Origin of the sequence: Mycobacterium adipatum, from assembly GCF_001644575.1 — a bacterium.
GTDB classification, from domain to species: domain Bacteria; phylum Actinomycetota; class Actinomycetes; order Mycobacteriales; family Mycobacteriaceae; genus Mycobacterium; species Mycobacterium adipatum.
The window spans coordinates 234,666-252,568 of the sequence record NZ_CP015597.1 but is presented as its reverse complement, the minus strand read 5'-3'; the positions used below and the strand labels follow the sequence as shown (position 1 = coordinate 252,568).

General features: G+C 64.0%; 16 protein-coding genes and 1 pseudogene. 11 read left to right on the top strand and 6 right to left on the bottom strand.

Annotation, left to right across the window (positions count from 1 at the left end; translation table 11 throughout):
• The first annotated feature begins 77 nt into the window (after window positions 1–77).
• From A7U43_RS28915 to gyrB, 8 genes are all read left to right on the top strand, one after another.
• Window positions 78–260 (top strand): hypothetical protein, encoded by a 183-nt coding sequence (locus tag A7U43_RS28915; protein ID WP_068004394.1) that lies wholly within the window; start codon window positions 78–80, stop codon window positions 258–260.
• A gap of 74 nt (window positions 261–334) precedes the next feature.
• Window positions 335–2,143 (top strand): hypothetical protein, encoded by a 1,809-nt coding sequence (locus A7U43_RS28910; protein WP_068004391.1) that lies wholly within the window; start codon window positions 335–337, stop codon window positions 2,141–2,143.
• Window positions 2,140–4,287: a hypothetical protein gene (locus A7U43_RS30515; protein ID WP_068004389.1), complete on the top strand. Its 2,148-nt coding sequence runs from the start codon at window positions 2,140–2,142 to the stop codon at window positions 4,285–4,287. The genes A7U43_RS28910 and A7U43_RS30515 overlap by 4 nt, the downstream gene beginning before the upstream one ends.
• Window positions 4,262–4,678 (top strand): hypothetical protein, encoded by a 417-nt coding sequence (locus A7U43_RS28900; protein ID WP_068004386.1) that lies wholly within the window; start codon window positions 4,262–4,264, stop codon window positions 4,676–4,678. The genes A7U43_RS30515 and A7U43_RS28900 overlap by 26 nt, the downstream gene beginning before the upstream one ends.
• A 665-nt stretch (window positions 4,679–5,343) precedes the next feature.
• Window positions 5,344–6,222: a formylglycine-generating enzyme family protein gene (locus A7U43_RS28895; protein WP_068004486.1), complete on the top strand. Its 879-nt coding sequence runs from the start codon at window positions 5,344–5,346 to the stop codon at window positions 6,220–6,222.
• 222 nt (window positions 6,223–6,444) lie between these two features.
• Window positions 6,445–7,146 (top strand): GntR family transcriptional regulator, encoded by a 702-nt coding sequence (locus A7U43_RS28890; protein ID WP_156526236.1) that lies wholly within the window; start codon window positions 6,445–6,447, stop codon window positions 7,144–7,146.
• Between the two features lie 70 nt (window positions 7,147–7,216).
• The gene (locus A7U43_RS28885; protein WP_068004383.1) at window positions 7,217–8,569 is read left to right on the top strand and encodes an arylsulfatase; all 1,353 of its coding nucleotides are present in this window, start codon (window positions 7,217–7,219) and stop codon (window positions 8,567–8,569) included.
• Between the two features lie 9 nt (window positions 8,570–8,578).
• Window positions 8,579–10,501 carry a DNA topoisomerase (ATP-hydrolyzing) subunit B gene (gene gyrB / locus A7U43_RS28880; RefSeq protein WP_068004380.1) on the top strand — a complete coding sequence of 641 codons (1,923 nt, stop codon included), beginning with the start codon at window positions 8,579–8,581 and terminating at the stop codon, window positions 10,499–10,501.
• Window positions 10,502–10,505: 4 nt separating this feature from the next.
• On the opposite strand, the gene A7U43_RS28875 is transcribed toward gyrB, so the two are convergent.
• Window positions 10,506–10,838 (bottom strand): DUF202 domain-containing protein, encoded by a 333-nt coding sequence (locus tag A7U43_RS28875; RefSeq protein ID WP_068004378.1) that lies wholly within the window; start codon window positions 10,836–10,838, stop codon window positions 10,506–10,508.
• Entirely contained in the window at window positions 10,835–11,170 is a 336-nt protein-coding gene (locus A7U43_RS28870; protein ID WP_068004375.1) for a YidH family protein, read from the bottom strand. Before A7U43_RS28870 ends, A7U43_RS28875 begins: the two co-directional genes overlap by 4 nt.
• 325 nt (window positions 11,171–11,495) lie before the next feature.
• On the opposite strand from A7U43_RS28870, the gene A7U43_RS29515 reads away from it, so the two are divergent.
• The 3 genes from A7U43_RS29515 (at window position 11,496) to A7U43_RS28860 (ending at window position 13,441) form a co-directional block, all read left to right on the top strand.
• Window positions 11,496–11,660, top strand: coding sequence for a hypothetical protein (locus A7U43_RS29515; RefSeq protein ID WP_231963835.1), 165 nt, complete (start codon window positions 11,496–11,498; stop codon window positions 11,658–11,660).
• Complete coding sequence (locus tag A7U43_RS28865) at window positions 11,657–11,845, top strand: hypothetical protein (protein WP_068004372.1); 189 nt, start codon at window positions 11,657–11,659, stop codon at window positions 11,843–11,845. The genes A7U43_RS29515 and A7U43_RS28865 overlap by 4 nt, the downstream gene beginning before the upstream one ends.
• Before the next feature lie 96 nt (window positions 11,846–11,941).
• Window positions 11,942–13,441, top strand: coding sequence for a SulP family inorganic anion transporter (locus A7U43_RS28860; protein WP_068004370.1), 1,500 nt, complete (start codon window positions 11,942–11,944; stop codon window positions 13,439–13,441).
• A gap of 28 nt (window positions 13,442–13,469) precedes the next feature.
• Here the strand turns inward: A7U43_RS28860 and A7U43_RS28855 are convergent.
• The 4 genes and pseudogenes from A7U43_RS28855 to A7U43_RS28840 all read right to left on the bottom strand — a co-directional run bounded on the left by A7U43_RS28855 (window position 13,470) and on the right by A7U43_RS28840 (window position 17,894).
• Window positions 13,470–14,717: pseudogene (locus tag A7U43_RS28855) on the bottom strand (IS701 family transposase).
• Window positions 14,718–14,942: 225 nt separating this feature from the next.
• Window positions 14,943–16,028 (bottom strand): metallophosphoesterase family protein, encoded by a 1,086-nt coding sequence (locus A7U43_RS28850; protein ID WP_068004368.1) that lies wholly within the window; start codon window positions 16,026–16,028, stop codon window positions 14,943–14,945.
• Window positions 16,025–17,029: an ABC transporter substrate-binding protein gene (locus A7U43_RS28845; RefSeq protein WP_068004365.1), complete on the bottom strand. Its 1,005-nt coding sequence runs from the start codon at window positions 17,027–17,029 to the stop codon at window positions 16,025–16,027. The genes A7U43_RS28850 and A7U43_RS28845 overlap by 4 nt, the downstream gene beginning before the upstream one ends.
• Window positions 17,030–17,063: 34 nt before the next feature.
• Window positions 17,064–17,894: an ABC transporter permease gene (locus tag A7U43_RS28840; RefSeq protein ID WP_082902516.1), complete on the bottom strand. Its 831-nt coding sequence runs from the start codon at window positions 17,892–17,894 to the stop codon at window positions 17,064–17,066.
• Window positions 17,895–17,903: the final 9 nt, after the last annotated feature.

The following is a 17,903-nucleotide window of genomic DNA, read 5'->3' as shown; positions in this document are numbered from 1 at the left end:
ATTCGTCTCGGCTGGCGCACCTGAGTGAGGAGCAAGCCCGCGACTTCCGCACTCAGTTCGGTGACACCTGGCATCTGGTGCAGACCATGCTGGGCCACCGCCATGTTGAGACGACCAAGAACGTGTATTTGGAGCCGTTTCGCGCGTTGGGTGTGCAGGTGTTGCTTGCTCACGCCGAGGGGTTTCCGGTCGCGGAGTTTATGGCTCAGGCGTTTGCGGCGCATCCGATGGTGGCCACCGATCCGGTGTTGTCACTGTGAGCCGCCGTGGTCGCGCCGCTGCGTTACCTCGGGGGGCGCCGACGAGTCACGGGTTGTTGGCTGGTGGCACGATTGTGCGTCGCTATGTGGACGCCGACCGCAAGGCACGAGATTTCGATTTCGGTCGGTTACGGGTGAGCCAGGAGCTGCAGGGTGTGCTGGCTCAAGCGTTCGCCGACCGGACCGCCCCGGGCAGGGGTTTGAGATCCATGGACTCGCTGCAGGCCTACTACCGCGCCATTCGCTTGTTCACCGAGTATCTTGCGACGCTGGACGCGCGTCCCGCTGTTCTGGCCGATGTGGTGCCCGAGCGTATCGACGGTTTTCTGGCGCACCGACGCGGCCTATCGTCGTTCAAGGCTGCCGAGGAGATGCGCAGCATCAAAACTGTTCTGCTGCACATTGAATCGCTGGATTCGGCGTTGGTCGCCAAGCTGCGGGAGCCTAATCCGCCGATCGTTCGCAAGGGCACCGGGGATCGCAGCTACAGCCGTGCCGAGTTGCGGCGAATCGCCGATGCCGCGCGCTCGGATCTGCGGGCGGCGGCCAGGAGGATCCGCACGAATCGGATGCTGCTTGCGCGCTACCGCGACGGACAAGTTGAGGACCCAACGCGCCGGCTGGAGCTGCTGGATTTCGTTGACCGTCACGGCGACGTACCGCGCACATCGAGACGGTCGGGGCGGGCTCGCACACCGGTGGTGGCGCCATGGGTCACCGAGGGCGGTTTCGGTAAGCCATGGGACATCGTGGAATGGGCACACCTGAGCGGTGTGGAAGTCACTGCGGGTGCGGTGCTGCTGGCCGTGATGACGGGCCAGAACCCGTTGGTCATTCTGCGATGCCCAGCGGCGCATCATCGCGCTGACGGACACGCAGGCTCGGTGGCCACGGCGATCGTGGACACCCACAAACCGCGACGCGGGCACCGCGCCTATATGAACCTGTCGCTGACCGAAATCCCGGATTGGATCAGCATTCCCGGCAACCCGCAGAACGTGTCGGCGCGTGATGAGCTGCACACCCCGTTCGGGCTCTATCGACTGCTGTTGGAGTTGACCGACCGCAGCAGGGCAGTGATCAACAGCGACCAATTGCTCATCGGTTACCGCCGATCCGGCGGCAGTCGTGACCGGACGGGCCGGGGATTACGCCCGCAGGCCCGGTATGGGTTCCTTCCACACTGGTCGCAGCTGCACAGTGTGCCGGCAGACACTGTTGGCGAGGGCCCGCCCGCCACACTGACCGTGACTCTTAAGCGGATTCGGCTGACCTACCTGGAGCTGCACCAGAAGCCCGTGGCTCACACTGAACAGACTCTGGCCTCCGACTATCTGGCCCGCAACCGCGGCAATCTCATTGAATACCGCAAGGTGGTGGCTGACGCGCTGACCGAGCAGGTCGCCACAGCTCGCGTATCGGGGGTCATGACACAATTGAATGCCGCCGAGGTGACTCGGGCTCGCGGGGATGTGGTCGCTGCAGCCGACCAGTATGGACTGGACCCGGTGACGGTGAAACGCATGCTCGACGGCGAACTGGACACCGTGATGAACGCCTGTGTCGACAACGCGAATAGCCCACACGCACCGGCAGGCCAACCGTGCCGGGCGTCCTTCATGCAGTGCCTGGGCTGTCCGTGCGCGCGGGCGCTGCCCCGGCATCTGCCGATCCAGGTACACGTCCATGACCAGCTTCTGGATCGCAAAGCGGCCATGACACCGATGGAGTGGGCACGACGGTTCGCCGTGCCACACACCCAGCTCGCCGATCTGCTCGGTTCACACGATGACGAGGACCTCGCCGCGGCTCGTGCGTCGATCACCGATACCGACCGCGAGAACGTGAAGCGATTCCTCAACCGCGGCTTGGATATTCGATGAGCCTCGGGACTGGTGGGACCGCCGCGGTCGCCGCTTCCGGTGAGCCTGAGCGCATAAATGAGGCGACACCGGTGCTGCTTCACCGCGAGCTGATCCCGGGTACCGATGTCAGCGCACTGTCTCGGTTCGGACAGGACCGCTGGCATATCAACGAGGGCATTTTCGAGGAAGACGCCGCCGCGTACAGCTTCAACTTCGCCGCGATCCCCGACCCGCTGCGCGGGTTCGCCAAGCTCTACTTCTGGCAGGTGATCAATCGGGATTCACCGTCGCCGTTGCGCAGGACGGCCACCGAACGGCCGTCGCTACGGACCGTGGCCAACATGTGGGTGCCGTTCAAGGCCTTCATGGATTGGCTTCACCATCGCGGGATTACCACCATCAGCCAGGTCACCGCCGAGCTGCTCGACGACTATCTCATCGATGTGGGCAACTGCGATATCGCATTAGGGCTGAAGTACCGCCGCATCGTTGAGATCAGGCGACTGTGGAGCTATCGGCTGCTGCTACCCGAGGACATGCGACTGCCGACGATGCCGCCGTGGGGCGGCGACTCGGCACGGGTCCTGCTCGGCGCGGTGCGCGCCAAGCGGGAGAACCTGACCCCGCGGATCACCGAAGGCACCATGCGCGCCCTGTTGTGGTGGTCACTGCGCTTTGTCGAAGACTTCGCCGACGACATCCTGGCGGCCCACACCGAATACCTGTACCTGCACTTCCGTGGTCGCCAACCCGGCCGAGGCGTCGTGACCCGCGCTCCTGACGGGCAAGTCCATCAACGTGTGGCGTTATACATCGACAAACTCCGGCGCGAAAATGGCTCATTGCCAGGCAAACTCGTCGCCAACGGCGAGGTTCGCATCGACTGGCGTCACCTGACCAAGGTCCTTGACTACACCAGCGAGTCGAGCCTGGCCAGCGGCCGGGCAGGCCAGCTGCTGCTGGACTCGGGCCTGCCCATCGCCGAGGACGCCTTCCTGGACACCCCCATCACCGCCCGCATCGACGACGCGCCCTGGCACCAGGGCCCGATCCCGAATAATCGAGCGCGCCACCTGGCGCGGCACCTGAGTACCGCCTGCCTAGTGGTCATTGCCTACCTCTCCGGCGCCCGGCCAGGAGAGGTTCTCAACCTCCGTCGAGGTTGCATCGAGCACGACGCCATCAACGACATGTGGCTGATGACCGGAGTGTTCTTCAAGAACGCGGTCGACGCTAACGGCAACAAGCTCCCTGCCGGGCTGCAACGCCGCGATCCGTGGGTGGTCGTCAAACCCGTCGCCGATGCCGTGGCCGTCCTCGAACGCCTCCACGATCACCAATTGCTGTTTCCCAGCATTATCGAGGCCCACCGCCAACGCACGAACACCCGCCGCAAAGGCAACGCCCGCATCCCAGCACGTTGCGCCGACGACCTCGCCGCGTTCGTGGAGTGGGTCAACACGCGCTGCGCACACCGGGCAGCGCTTGCCATCCCTCTCGATTCCCAAGGACCACTGAACATCACCCGGTTTCGGCGCACCCTGGCCTGGTTCATCCGCCGGCGTCCGCGTGGCCTGGTCGCCGGCTCGATCCAGTACGGCCACGTCCACACCCGGTTGCTGCAGGGTTACGCCGGCGGATACGACGCGGGATTCATCGACGAACTCGCCTTCGAAGACTTCCTGGCCCGCCTTGAGCAACTGGCCGAGGATGAAAAGGCGCTGCGGGCGGGGGAAACGGTGTCCGACCCCGCCGCCCAGACCTACCGACACCGCGTCGCCGCAGCTACCCGCCAGTTCGCCGGCCACGTACTCACCAGCAACAGACAAGCCCGTGACCTGCTCACCAACCCTGCGCTGCAGATCTACCACGGCGACGCGATGACGTGCGTCTTCGACGCGACGGTGGCCGCCTGCCAACTGCGCGGCACTGCTGAGGATCCCTTGGTGACCCCTCAGATTGATGACTGCCGGCCCTGGTGCCGCAACATCGCCCGCACTGACCGCGACATCGCCGCGCTGCGTACCCGCCGCGACCGCCTGACCCTGATCGTGGATGACACCTTGGCTCCACCGATCCGTTGCGAACGCGACCAAGCCGAATTACGGCGAATCACCACCATTTTGGAGACCCACGATGACGCCAACAGACCCGAACCATGATCCCATCCGCGCGAAGATTATCGCCGCTATGGACCGGCTCCTGGCCGGTACACCGCTGCGTTCTACGGGGCGGCTGAGCGTGTCGCAGCTGGCCGTGGAAGCTGGTGTGGGTCGCTGGCATCTCACCCATCAGCACCTCGATCTCAAGGAACAATTCCAAGCACGTGTCGCCAGCGCCGCCAACACTCCAGCGGCGTTCACGAGTCGACTCAGCGAGTTTGAGAACCTAAAAGCTGTGCACGCCAAGCTCATTGCTCACTGCGCCGAGCTGGAGGAACGGCTGCAGGTCTATGCCACCGTCATCAACGTGCTATCGCTAGAAAAACAAGCTGCCAAGACGACCACCGCCGCTGTGGCAGACATCCATGTCCGGCGTGGCGGCGATCGATGATGTCGCCAACCGCGGGCACCTCGTGCTGCTGAGGACACACGTTGGGGGCCACCAGATAGCACTCGGCGGCTTCATCAACCCCGCATCTCGATAGGCAGGCCGTGGTGGTCGCGCACGGCGCTCACGCCGAGGTCGACCTCGGTCCACACTTCGTCGGGCACGATTACGGTGGCGCGTGTCAGGGTGAAGGCTAGATCGATGACCGAACAAGCTCAGCCCATGATCGTAAGTCGCGCGCACTGCGCGACCCCTATACGGGTTGAGGACGGTGGCGCGGTCGGGTCGGTCTGATCGTCGGTGAGGGTCATCAATTCGGTGGTGTCGGGGACAGGGCAGCCGACCAGAATCGCATCCGGCCGACTGGAGGTCAACCGGCTTGTCTGGTCGAGGCCGATAGGCGCTACATCGACAGCGCAGACTGCCGCCTTGTTCGGTTGTCATCTGTCTCAGGAAGTTGTCATGTACCGTTCGCTAACTGATTCTGCGGTGGGCGGGTGACTCGTCCCGGCGTTTCCAGAGACCATGAGCCCGCAGTTTCAGGCCCTAGGGATACGCCCCGCCTACCGCGACATCCCCCGCGACGATAACGGCACCCTGAACCACCCGTGTTTCGATGCATGTTTGATGCACACCTTGTTATGTGCCGCGTGCCCTACGCTGACGGGATGCTGACCGACCTTGTTGATCTGCCCGGCGGCGCGTTCCGGATGGGGTCGATCGATTTCTATCCGGAGGAGGCGCCTGTCCATACCGTGTCGGTGGCGCCCTTCGCGATCGAGCGGCACCCGGTGACGAACGCCCAGTTCGCCGAATTCGTTTCCGACACCGGTTATGTCACCGTCGCCGAACGCGCGCTCGATCCCGCCGACTTCCCCGGTGTCCCGGAGGACGAGCTGGTTCCCGGCGCGCTGGTGTTCCGCGCGACGGCCGGACCGGTCAATCTGCGCGACTGGCGCCAGTGGTGGACGTGGGAGCCCGGCGCGTGCTGGCGGCACCCGTTCGGGCATGACTCCACGATCGAGGGCCGCCTCGATCACCCCGTGGTGCAAGTTGCCTACCCGGACGCGGCCGCCTACGCCGCCTGGGCCGGCCGCCGGCTGCCCACCGAGGCGCAGTGGGAGTACGCCGCGAGAGCCGGTTCCACCACCGCCTATGCCTGGGGCGACGACGTCCGCCCCGACGGGCAGCTGATGGCCAACACCTGGCAGGGCCGGTTCCCGTACCTCAACGACGGCGCCCGGGGTTGGGTCGGCACCTCTCCGGTCGGGACCTTCCCGCCCAACGCTTTCGGGCTGCTGGACATGATCGGCAATGTTTGGGAGTGGACGACGACGCGATACGCCCGTCAGCACCGGGTCGACCAGCCCGCCGAAGGCTGCTGCCCACCGCCGTCGCCGTCCGGCGACCCTTCCGTCAACCAAGCGCTCAAGGGTGGCTCACACCTGTGCGCGCCCGAGTACTGCCACCGCTACCGCCCGGCCGCCCGGTCGTCGCAGTCGCAGGACAGCGCGACCACCCACATCGGGTTCCGCTGCATCGCCTGACGCGGTGGCGAAACAATTCGAGTTCCGCCGTTGCGAACGCGCTGGCCTCGGCGTTTCCCAGGCAGTAGGTGGCGTAACATTCGGTAATCCGCCACCGGCCGCTCCGGGTGGCACAGTGAGTGCATGCCACGGCGACCCAAGATCCCTCCGAAGGACTTTCCCCGTCCTTCGGTCCGGGAGTACGCGGGTACCCGGGCCGATGCGGCGCGGTGGGTGCGCGACGTGCTGCGCAGCCAGATTCTCGAAGGCGCCTTCGGTGGTCTGGCGGCAGCTCGTCCGGCGCTGCCGTCGGAATCCGAACTCGCCGCCGAACTCGGCGTCAGCCGTAACGCCATCCGGGAAGCGTTGGAGCTGCTGCGCGGCGAAGGCCTGATCACCCGCATCCAAGGCTCGGGCACCTTCGTCACCGGCGCCAAGCTCCGCCAGCACCTCGACCGGCTCGAGGGTCTCGCGGAATCGCTTGCCGGGCATCAACTCCCCGTCGACAACGAAGTCCTGTCGGTGCGCGAGTCCACCGCGACGCCGTTCGTCGCCGCCAAACTCGAGCTGCCCGAGAACGCTCCGATCGTCTTCATCGAGCGGCTGCGGTCGGTGGGTGGGTTGCCGCTCTCGCTCGACACCACATCGCTGCGCATGGGAGCGATCCCCGTCGATGCCGAACTCGGCAAGCAGGACGTCTTCGCGCTGATCGAGCGTGAACTCGGTGTGCGGTTGGGCTGGGCGGAGATAACCGTCGAATCCGTCGCCGCTGACTCGCGCACCGCTGAACTGCTCAAAATCCGAACCGGTGCACCACTGCTGCTGCTCCACCGCCTCACCCATCTCGAGGACGGCACTCCGTTCGACCTCGAGACTGTTCGCTACCGCGGAGACCGGTGTTCATTGGTGACCACCGCCGCACGCGGGGACGCTCCCACTCCGTAACACCCCGGCGTCACCCGTCCGTCACGCCCGCAAGGGTTCATTCGCAACCGAATCGAAAGGTGTATTCAGCATGCCCGAACAACCCAACATCGTGTACTTCCACGTCGACAACCTCGGCATGGGTGAGCTCGGCTGCTACGGCGGCGGCATCCTGCGCGGTGCCGACACCGCCCGCGCGGATGCCTTCGCCGCGGAGTCGCTGAAGTTGTCGCACTTCGTCGTGGAGCCGCAGTGCACTCCGACGCGGTCGGCGCTGATGACCGGCCGGTATCCGATCCGGTCGGGCAACCACACCATCGCCCTCGGCGGCAACGGCGGCGGTATCGTCGCCTGGGAACGCACGATGGGCGACATCCTTTCCGAAGCCGGTTATGCGACGGCGTGTTTCGGGAAGTGGCACATCGGCGCCGAGGACGGCCGCTGGCCGACCGACCACGGATTCGACGAGTGGTACGGCCCGGCCCGCACCTACGACGAGTGCCTGTGGCCCGACGATCCCTGGTACGACGGCGACCGCGACGGCTACTCCTACATGTACGAGGGCACCAAGGCCGACGGCGTCCACGCCACCGACGAGCAGCTGACCGTGAAGCTCAAGGGCCAGATGGACGGCGAATACGACCGCCGCGCCAAGGCGTTCATGAAGCGCAGCGTCGAGGCGGGCAAGCCGTTCTACCTGTACCACAACCATTCGCTGATGCACTTCCCGATGGAGGTGCGCGACGAGTTCAAGGGCAGGAGCAGCAACGGTGCCTGGGGCGACTCGCTGCTGATGCTGGACCACGACTTCGGCAGCATCCTCGACGCCCTCACCGAGCTGGGCATCGAGGACAATACGATCGTCGTCTTCGCCGGCGACAACGGCGCGGAGGACCACCTGGCCGGCCGCGGCACCGCGGGCTTCTTCGACGGGTCGTACTTCAGCTCCGCCGAGGGCGGCATCCGCACCCCGTGCCTCATCCGTTGGCCGGGCAAGGTGGCGCCGCGCGAGAGCAATGAGATGGTGCACGTCACCGACATGTTCCCGACACTGCTGCGCTGGGCTGGGGCAGATATTCCGGACGACCGGATCATCGACGGCATCGATCAGCGCGAGTTCTTCTCGGGCGCAGATGAATCCAAGCGCGAGGGCTGCATGGTATGGCTCAACGAGGAGCTGCATGCCGTGAAGTGGTCGCAATTCAAGATCAACTTCAAGCGGCAGCAACACTTCCACGATCCGGAGATTCCGTTGGGCTTCGCCCGCATCACCAACCTGCTGGAGGATCCGAAAGAGCGCGAGGCCGTAAATCAGACCTGGGTGCGGTGGTGGGTCATGCAGCACGCCTACCGCTTCATCCAGGAGTTCGATGAGAGCGTCAAGGTCGAGGAGCTGATCCCCTCCGGTGCGCCCATCGACTTCGTGCCTGCGCGCGCACAGTAGAAGCTTGCTGTGACGCCGTCGAAAAGTTATGGAGCCGAGTCGATCACAATCCTGGAGGGGCTGGATGTCGTTCGCATACGGCCCGGGATGTACATCGGGTCGACGGGCGAGCGGGGCCTGCACCACATGATCTGGGAAGTCGTCGACAACGGAGTCGACGAGGCGATGGCGGGCTACGCCACCAAGGTCGACGTGACTCTGATGGCAGACGGCGGTGTCGAAGTGATCGACGACGGTCGAGGGATCCCGGTGGCCGAACACTCCACCGGGATCCCCACCATCGACGTCGTCATGACGCAGTTGCACGCGGGCGGCAAGTTCGACTCCGATTCCTACAGCGTCTCGGGTGGCCTGCACGGCGTGGGTGTGTCCGTCGTCAACGCGCTGTCCACCCGACTTGAGGTCGACATCCGCCGCGACGGGTACATGTGGTCGCAGACCTACGAAGGCTCCCAGCCCGGCACTCTCTCACGAGGCGCAGCCACCTCGGCAACCGGTACGACAGTGAGGTTCTGGGCCGATCCTGAAATCTTCGAGGCCACCACCTACAGCGCTGAGACCGTTGCGCGCCGGCTTCGGGAGATGGCGTTCCTGAACCGGGGCCTGACGTTGACGCTCGCCGATCTACGTGACCCGCAAGCCGAGCGTCGCACGTTCCACTACGCCGAGGGGTTGATGGACTTCGTCAAACACATCAACCGGACGAAGGACCCGATCCAGCCTTCGATCGTCGGCTTCGCCGGCGCCGGAACGGGCGTTGAGGTCGAGGTGGCGATGCAGTGGAACGCGGGCTACTCGGAGTCGGTGCACACGTTCGCGAACACGATCAACACCCACGAGGGCGGCACGCACGAAGAGGGCTTCCGCGCAGCGCTGACGATGGTGGTCAACAAATACGCGCGAGACAAGAAGCTCCTCAAGGAGAAGGACCCGAACCTGACCGGCGACGACATCCGCGAAGGCCTGGCCGCCGTGGTCGCCGTGAAAATCGCTGAACCGCAGTTCGAGGGCCAGACCAAGACCCGGCTAGGAAACGCCGAAGTCCGCTCGTGCGTGCAGAAGATCTGCCATGAGAACCTGACGCACTGGTTCGAGTCGAATCCCGCGGAGGCCAAGACGGTGATTACCAAGGTGACCTCCTCGGCTCACGCACGACTGGCCGCGCGTAAGGCCAGAGATTTGGTGCGTCGTAAGAGTGCGACTGATATCGGTGGTTTGCCGGGCAAGTTGGCTGATTGCCGGTCGACGGATCCGACGAAGTCGGAACTGTATGTGGTGGAGGGTGATTCGGCGGGTGGTTCGGCCAAGAGTGGCCGGGATTCGATGTTTCAGGCGATCCTTCCGCTGCGCGGGAAGATCATCAACGTCGAGAAGGCCCGGATCGACCGGGTGTTGAAGAACACCGAAGTCCAGGCGATCATCACCGCGCTGGGCACCGGAATCCACGATGAGTTCGACATCTCGAAGCTGCGTTATCACAAGATCGTGTTGATGGCCGACGCCGACGTCGACGGCCAGCACATTTCGACGCTGCTGCTGACGTTGTTGTTCCGGTTCATGAAACCGTTGGTGGAAAACGGGCACATCTTCTTGGCGCAGCCGCCGTTGTACAAGCTGAAGTGGCAGCGCACCGATCCGGAGTTCGCGTATTCCGATCGTGAACGCGACGGTCTGCTCGAGGCCGGCCGGGCGGCGGGTAAGCGGATCAACGCCGAGGACGGTATTCAGCGGTACAAGGGTCTGGGCGAGATGGACGCCAAAGAACTGTGGGAGACCACGATGGACCCGTCGGTGCGTGTGTTGCGTCAGGTCACCCTCGATGATGCCGCCGCGGCCGACGAACTGTTCTCCATTCTGATGGGCGAAGACGTCGAAGCACGGCGCAGCTTCATCACCCGAAACGCCAAAGACGTTCGCTTTCTCGATGTTTGAAACGTCAGACCAGCGGCAGAGCCAGGTAGGCGACCACCAGGACGGACAACGCCAGCACCGCTGATCCGGCGCCGAGGATCTCGCGTCGGGCGGTACGCGGTCGGGAGGTGAGTCGGCGTCGGCGTCGGACGCCGATGAGGAACACCACGACGGTCACGACGGCGGCGGCGATCCCCACCACCAGCCGACCGCGATGATCGGCCACCGCGGCGAGGTCGTGGTCTTTGACCAGCAGCAGCCCCCCGGCGACCAGTACAGCCAGCGACGTTCGCGTCCACGCCAGGTCCGTCCGCTCGGGCTGGAGGCCGCGGTCTTGGGCGAGCGCCTCGCGCGTCATCGCCCACCGGCCGCGACGACGAGCGTCAGTGTCACCAGGCCGATGATCACAAGTCCGAGGGTCAGATAGACCGGGGTCGATGGGCGCGGCAACGGGCGGTCACGGCGCATGGCGTAGTCCACCTGATGCCACCGGTGCAGTCCCACACCGGCGGTCAGGACGGCGAGAAGCCCGACCGCCGCGCCGAGCGCGTGCCGCAGACCCGGCAGCCCCAACTCAGGCAGGAACTGCGCCACCGCGACGGCGGCGGCCAGTAGTCCGAGCGCTGTCCGCTGCCATGCCAGAAATGTCCTCTCGTTGGCGAGAGTGAACCGGTAGTCTGGCTCGATCATCTCCGAGTTATTGTTGCCTGCAACAGCTTCGGTAGTCACCGTCCCAGTGTTCGCGTGCGCGCGGTGCATCGCCAGTAGCCTGCTGGTGGCGTAACCGAGAGTTCATCGGCGCGGCGATCCGGGGTACAGGTGAGGTGAACTGGCGGAGTGCCGGTCGGCCGCGCGGCCACTTTCGCATTCACACCTCAGATGACCTACGTCGATGGCGTAACTGGCGTGCAACCTCCCGTGACGGTGAGGTAACAGAAGCCGTAAACCCTGGTACATGTGAACGATCCAGACACATACCTCACCGACCAGGCGCCGCCTCGTCGTCGTCTTGCTCGTGGCGCTGGCCACAGTGGGTGCCCAGGCGCCGACGGGCTGCGGGCTGCTGACCGATCCGACGGTCACCGTCAACGTCGGCTATGAGTCGAAGGCGATCAACACCGTCAACGCTGGGACACTGCAGCGTGACAGCCGGGCATTCGAAGACGCGCTCGCGTCGTGAGTGCGGAGATGATCTCCCGCCAGTTCGGCCTCGGGTATTACACCTGGCAGTCCCGCCGCCTGCTCGAGTACGCAGGCGCCGACGTTGGCATGCTTTCGATCGGCGCGGACGGACTGGTCACCGCGCGGCTCGTCGACTACGTGGGCCGTCGCGTCAGCCGGTGGCTGCCGAGGGCCGCCGGATGAGCACAGGAGCAATCAACCTCGACAAGCAGAAGCTCGACTTCCTCGGCCAGAGCCCCGCGCAGTGCGCCTGAACCGGCCATTCACTAGGAGAAGTTCGTGAGCGCCACCCTTCCCGCGCTACGGGACCACACCCCCGCGAAAGCGTCTGTTCTGCAGGCACTTCGGTCGCCGGCGCTGCTGCGCACCGAGGTGCTGGCAGGGCTGGTGGTGGCGCTGGCCCTCATTCCGGAAGCGATCGCCTTCTCGGTGATCGCGGGCGTCGACCCGCGGATCGGGCTGTTCTCCTCGGTGACAATGGCGATTACTATCGCGATCGCCGGCGGTCGGCCGGCGATGATCTCGGCGGCGACGGCGGCGGTAGCGCTCGTCGTCGCGCCGGTCGCGCACGAGCACGGAGTCGGCTACCTGGTGGCGACGATCGTGCTGGCCGGCCTGTTGCAGGTGCTGCTGGCAATCCTCGGTGTCGCGAAGCTGATGCGCTTCATTCCGCGCAGCGTGATGATCGGCTTCGTCAACGCACTTGCCATCCTGGTGTTCGTCTCACAAGTCCCGCACCTGCTCGGCGTGCCATGGCTGGTGTATCCGCTCACCGCGGTCGGCATCGTGGTGATGGCGCTGTTGCCGAAGGTCACGACGGTGGTGCCTGCGCCACTGGTGGTCGTCGTGCTGCTGACGGCCGCGGTGGCGTTGTTAGGATGGAACGTGCCCGACGTTGGCGATCAGGGTGCACTGCCGGATTCGATTCCACTGCCGGGCATTCCAGATGTGCCACTCACGTGGCAGACGCTGCAGATCATCACACCGTACGCGCTCGGCGCGGCCTTGGTGGGGCTGCTGGAGTCGCTGATGACGGCGAAGCTAGTCGACGACATCACCGAAACACCGTCGAACAAGACCCGCGAGGCGTGGGGGCAGGGCACGGCCAACATCGTCACCGCGATGTTCGGCGGCATGGGCGGCTGCGCGGTCATCGGCCAGACGATGATGAACGTCAAGGTCGCAGGCGCCCGCACGCGCCTGTCAACGTTTCTAGCCGGAGCCTTCATCCTGGTGCTCGTCCTTGCGCTCGGACCCGTCGTCGGAATGATCCCGATGGCAGCGCTGGTGGCAGTCATGATCGTGGTGTCCGTCGCGACGATGGACTGGCACAGTATTGGGCCGCGCACGCTGAAGGTCATGCCGCGCAGCGAGACAGCGGTCATGGTGGTGACGGTCGTCGTGACCGTCGCGACGGGCAACCTCGCGATCGGAGTTTCACTGGGAGTGCTGGCCGCGATGGTCGGGTTCGCGCGACGCGTCGCCCATATGACGATCGTGGAGTGCGACTCGGACTCCGAGCCGCGGACTTACCGCGTGCGCGGTGAGCTTTTCTTCGCATCGAGCAACGACCTGATTCATCGGTTCGATTACGCCAACGACCCTGACGACGTCGTGATCGACCTGTCGGGCACCGACGTCTGGGACGCCTCCGCGGTCGCCACTCTTGACGCCATCCGCAGCAAATACGCCGCCCGCGGCAAGAGTGTACGGATCACTGGCCTCGACGGTGCCAGCCTCGAACGCCTCGCCAAACTCTCCGGCCGGCTGGGCATCTAGTTTCATAGTACTGCGCCGTTGATCGGGATCATTGATTATGGCGTCGTCGATAGTGGGATTGTCGGGCTCGGTATTGGTGTCGTCTTCGCCGTCGTGACCATGCCAGCAGGGTAGCGATGGTTTGTTTGGTTGGTCAGCACGAGAGCGTCGAAGAGTCGGCGAAACTCGTTGATGGTCAACGTGATCAGCCCTGCCGGGGTGGGTGTGGTGTCGCGTTCGACCGCGGCGGCCTGGGCTAGGAAGGCCATGCGCGAGCATGGCCAGGGTGGTCCGGCGGTATCAGGATTTCCAGCGCCGGACTTGGTGTTGATCGAGCCCGACCAGCCCTTTGGCGGCTTGGAAGGATTCCTCGATGCGCCAACGCTGGCGGGACAACCGCACGAGGGCTGCGTAGCGGGACCGGGCGGGGGGTGTAGCAGCGCAGGTAGGCGTGCTCGCCGGTGCGGTCGTTGCGGCGGATCAGCAAATGATGCATCCCGGTATCGCCATCATCTTCGGTAAGAGCCGAAACCACGCCCACGAGTACAGCCGCGGTCCGTGCGCTCCCGCTCCGGCGGAGTGTTTCTGCCAGGCATGCGTCGGGATCAGTGCCGGCAGCGCGTCGACACGGATCGGGCCGGCGTCAGTGGGCACTCGGCGGTTGGCCGCCATCGCCAGCACATACCCCAGCCGGTGGCCGCGGACGGCGCCCCGCAACCCGGGGGTCAGCGCCATAGACTTCGTCACCGGCTACCCAGCCGGCAGGTACGCCGGCGTCGACCGCCCGGTCGATCAATGCTGTGGCGAGGGTCGGCTTGGTCGCAATGCCCCTGTCTTGCTGCCGGGATTCCCGCGTCATTGCAGCGTTCAGCATCCTCGGTCCAGGACTTGGGCAGGTAGGGAGCCCGGTCGATTAAGGCGTGCCCGCGCGGCGCGGCGTAGGTCACGTACACCGCGACTTGGGAGTTCTCGATGCGCCCGGCCGTGCCTGAATACTGGCGCTGCACGCCGACTGACTGGGTGCCTTTCTTCACATCGCCGGTCTCATCGACGACCAGGATCGCGCCTGGATCACCGAAGGCGCCAATGACGTAGTCACGCAGATCGTCACGGACCTTCGGCGTCCCAGCTGGCCCGGGCCAGCAGGTGCTGCAACCCGTCGGGGGTGACCGTGCCGCGGTGCTCGGCGATGGTCCAGCAATTCTTGCGATCCAGGCGCAGCAACTATCCCGGCCATCAGTTCACCGGCATGGCGCAACGGCTCGTACCGCGCGAAACGCGGCGCGATCCGATCCAACACACTGCGGAGAACGCGGTCTGCCATCGGTCACGGTTCTACGCTATGAACCGCGGTGGCCGCGGCATATTCTGATGTAGTTAAGAACTCCGAACAATGCCGCGGTCACCACTCTGACCCGGCCCAGGCACGCCGAATCCCACTAGACTAGATCTACGGCTGCAGTATTAGCCCAACGGACGGGCCCAAAGCCACGCCCGACTTTCAGGTCGAAGGAGCTAGCGGCTACCAGCTGAAGCGCTTGTTGAGCTGCATTGTGCATTCGGCCTTTTCGTAGAACCCCTGCGGTGCGTGGCTGCTGGTGTGCAGATAGCACTGAGCCCGTACCTCGGCGCTGCCCGGGGTGAAGGTGAGCAGCCGACTGATCGGAAGGGTGGTGATTGGCATGTGGTGTTGGCTTAGCGATGCGGCATTCATGAAATAGGTTCCGCCATAGCGTTGTTCGATATGCGTCTTACCGCCGTGAGAATCATCGGGATGAGTGTGCGTGTGCCCCGCGATCCACAACGCAACAGAACCGGGATGCTCTTCTAGGTAATTCTCGAATGCCCCCGAATCCGGCTTGCTCCCAACCCAGTAGAGGTAGGAAGCCCCATTCGGCGTACCTTGCTGGAATGGACGGTGGTAATGCTCGTGTAAACTGCCGTCGTCAGCGACGCGTACGCCCTCCCATTCCCCGGAGGCGACGGTCGTGTCTTTGAGGACATAGTGGTGCACAGTGATGATGATCGATTCGGGATTGGCCTCGACATTGCGTTTCCACCAGTCGAATGTCTCCGCTGACACCACGCCCCCAGGATTGCCGCCCAGGTCACCACGGCCGACGACCTGGGTGGGCTCGTTGATGTCGCTCATCATGAGGAATAGGATGTTTCCTACCCGGAATGAGTACCGCTCCCAAGTGCCTTCAACGGGATAGGTCCTGGCGGCCGGGTCGACGCCGGAATGCTCCGTGTGAAGACCTAGAGGATCGATCCACTTCTGCCACCACCATCCAGCGGTTTCTGTCAAGCCGCTGCGATCGTGATTACCCGACACGCTGTAGACATCCTCGCGGCGGTGCTTCCGCATCGCGGAGAACTGACGGCGGATCTCCACACCTTCCTCATCGGCCGGCAGACCCAGGTGCGTGCCCGACATGTCGCCGGCATCGATGGCGATGTCCCAGTCGAAGGCTGAACCGCCCTCGGAACCGCCAAACTCCGAATGCCGAATTGCCTCCGCCAGGCTTTCCCGGCCGTACTCGATGTCTGTGCCGACGTGTGCGTCGCCGAAAGCCCAGAGATTGAACTCGCGTTCCTGGTTCGTCATGATGGAAGTGTGACCTCGCTGTCAGATGTGGGTGCTTTGTTGATTACGCCGATTTCCTGCATTGCTTTCGCCATCACTGCGACACCCGTAGCAGCGGGTGTGAACTTCACTGATTCCTCCTGTAGTTGGGCTGCCATTGTTGAAGGGTCTTCACCGAACTCGGCAGCTAGGATCGCGGCCGACTCATCCGGGTCGGACGTGATGAAGTCGACAGACTGGCGTATGCCAGCCCTCAGTGCTTCGATCACTTCGGGATTGGCGTCGATATAGGACTGCCGCACGGCGACTGCGCCGAAGATCGGATTCTCTGACCCTTCGAAAATGTCGTAGCTCCCGAGGAGCTTGCGTGCTCCGCCCTCGCGATCCGAGAACTGATACGGCGGATTGGTGAACTGGGCTGCGACGCGCCCGGTGAGCAGGGACTGCACACCCGTGTCGTGTGGCATGTACACCTCGTTCACCTTCAGCGCATCTGCGTTACCGAGTTGCTGCTTGGCAGCTATACGCAAAAGTATTGCCTGATTGTTGTCCGCCGATAGAACCGCGATCTTGTCGTTTGGGGTGAAGTCGGCCAGTGAGGTGAGCCGTGGATCCTTTACCATCAGCCACTGATCAATATCAGACAAGCCGCTGACGACCCGCCAGTCCATTCCGTTATCCCATCCAACCAGGAACGGAGACAATGCCAGCGCGCCAACCTGGATGTCGCCGGAGATCATTCCGGACCTGATCAACGCCCCGGAGTTGACTGTTTGATACGACACATCGTGGTTGGGGAGCGACTCTTGCAGCCAGTTCTTACTTTTGAGGATCATCAAGGGGGCGTAGCCGAAGTTCGGCTGATAGGCGATCTTGAGCGTGGATTGGCCGGCTCTGGCCTCACCGGCATCGTTGGAGCCGCACGCTGCGGCCGCAAAAGCGGCGCCGGTTGCCGCGGCAACAATTCCAAATCGCCTGCGCGAGAAAACTATCCGTGCAGTACCCGAACCATCGATTCGCATAGGGTATCTTTCTTCCAATTTTATTGCGTGGCTGTCAGGCTGGCGCCGACATGCCCCAGCGGACGAGTGTTCGACGCTCAAGCACTTTGAATAGTGCTTCGACAAGGACTCCTGTAATAGCAATTGTCACTAGGCCGGCGAAGACCTCGTCGACACGCATGAACATGCTGGCATTGTTGATGTAGAAGCCCAGGCCGCCGCCCTGGCCGGATGCCCCGAACACCAGCTCGGCACCGATCAGTGTGCGCCACGCAAACGCCCATCCAGTTTTGAGGCCGGTAAAGGTATAGGGCAGCGCAGCCGGTAGTAGAATGTCGCGAGCCAGCCGAAACTTGTTGAGGCCCAATACGTTACCTACCATGACCATGGTTGGGTTGACGGAACGGAATCCCGCGCTGATATTCAGCGCTACGGGCCACACCACAGAGTTGGCGATGACGATGCTGAGCGCCAGAGGTCCAATGCCGAACCACAGGATGACCAGTGGCAGGATGGCGATAGCTGGGAGCGGAGTGAGCGTCGAGGTGGCCAGCGACAGGGCGTATTCGCACCACTTACTCCAGGTGGCCAGGATGGTCATGATGACCGCGGCCGTGACACCGACGCCTAGTCCGATTGCCAGAAAACGAAATGTTCCAAGGGTGGCATCCACGAGCGAGCCGGTAAGCAACCCGTTCCAAATTGCCTCGAGCACTTGGACAGGACTCGCGAAGACTAGGCTGTCGACACCGCCCACCGCGGCGTAGATCTGCCACGCCAAAAGGAAACCGCAGATTAGAGTTATCTTGGCACCGGCAGCTCGCGCCCCGGCCGACTGGGCGCCGAACCGCGCCTGTGTACGTTCAGTAGGTTTGATCGAAATCACAACGCTACG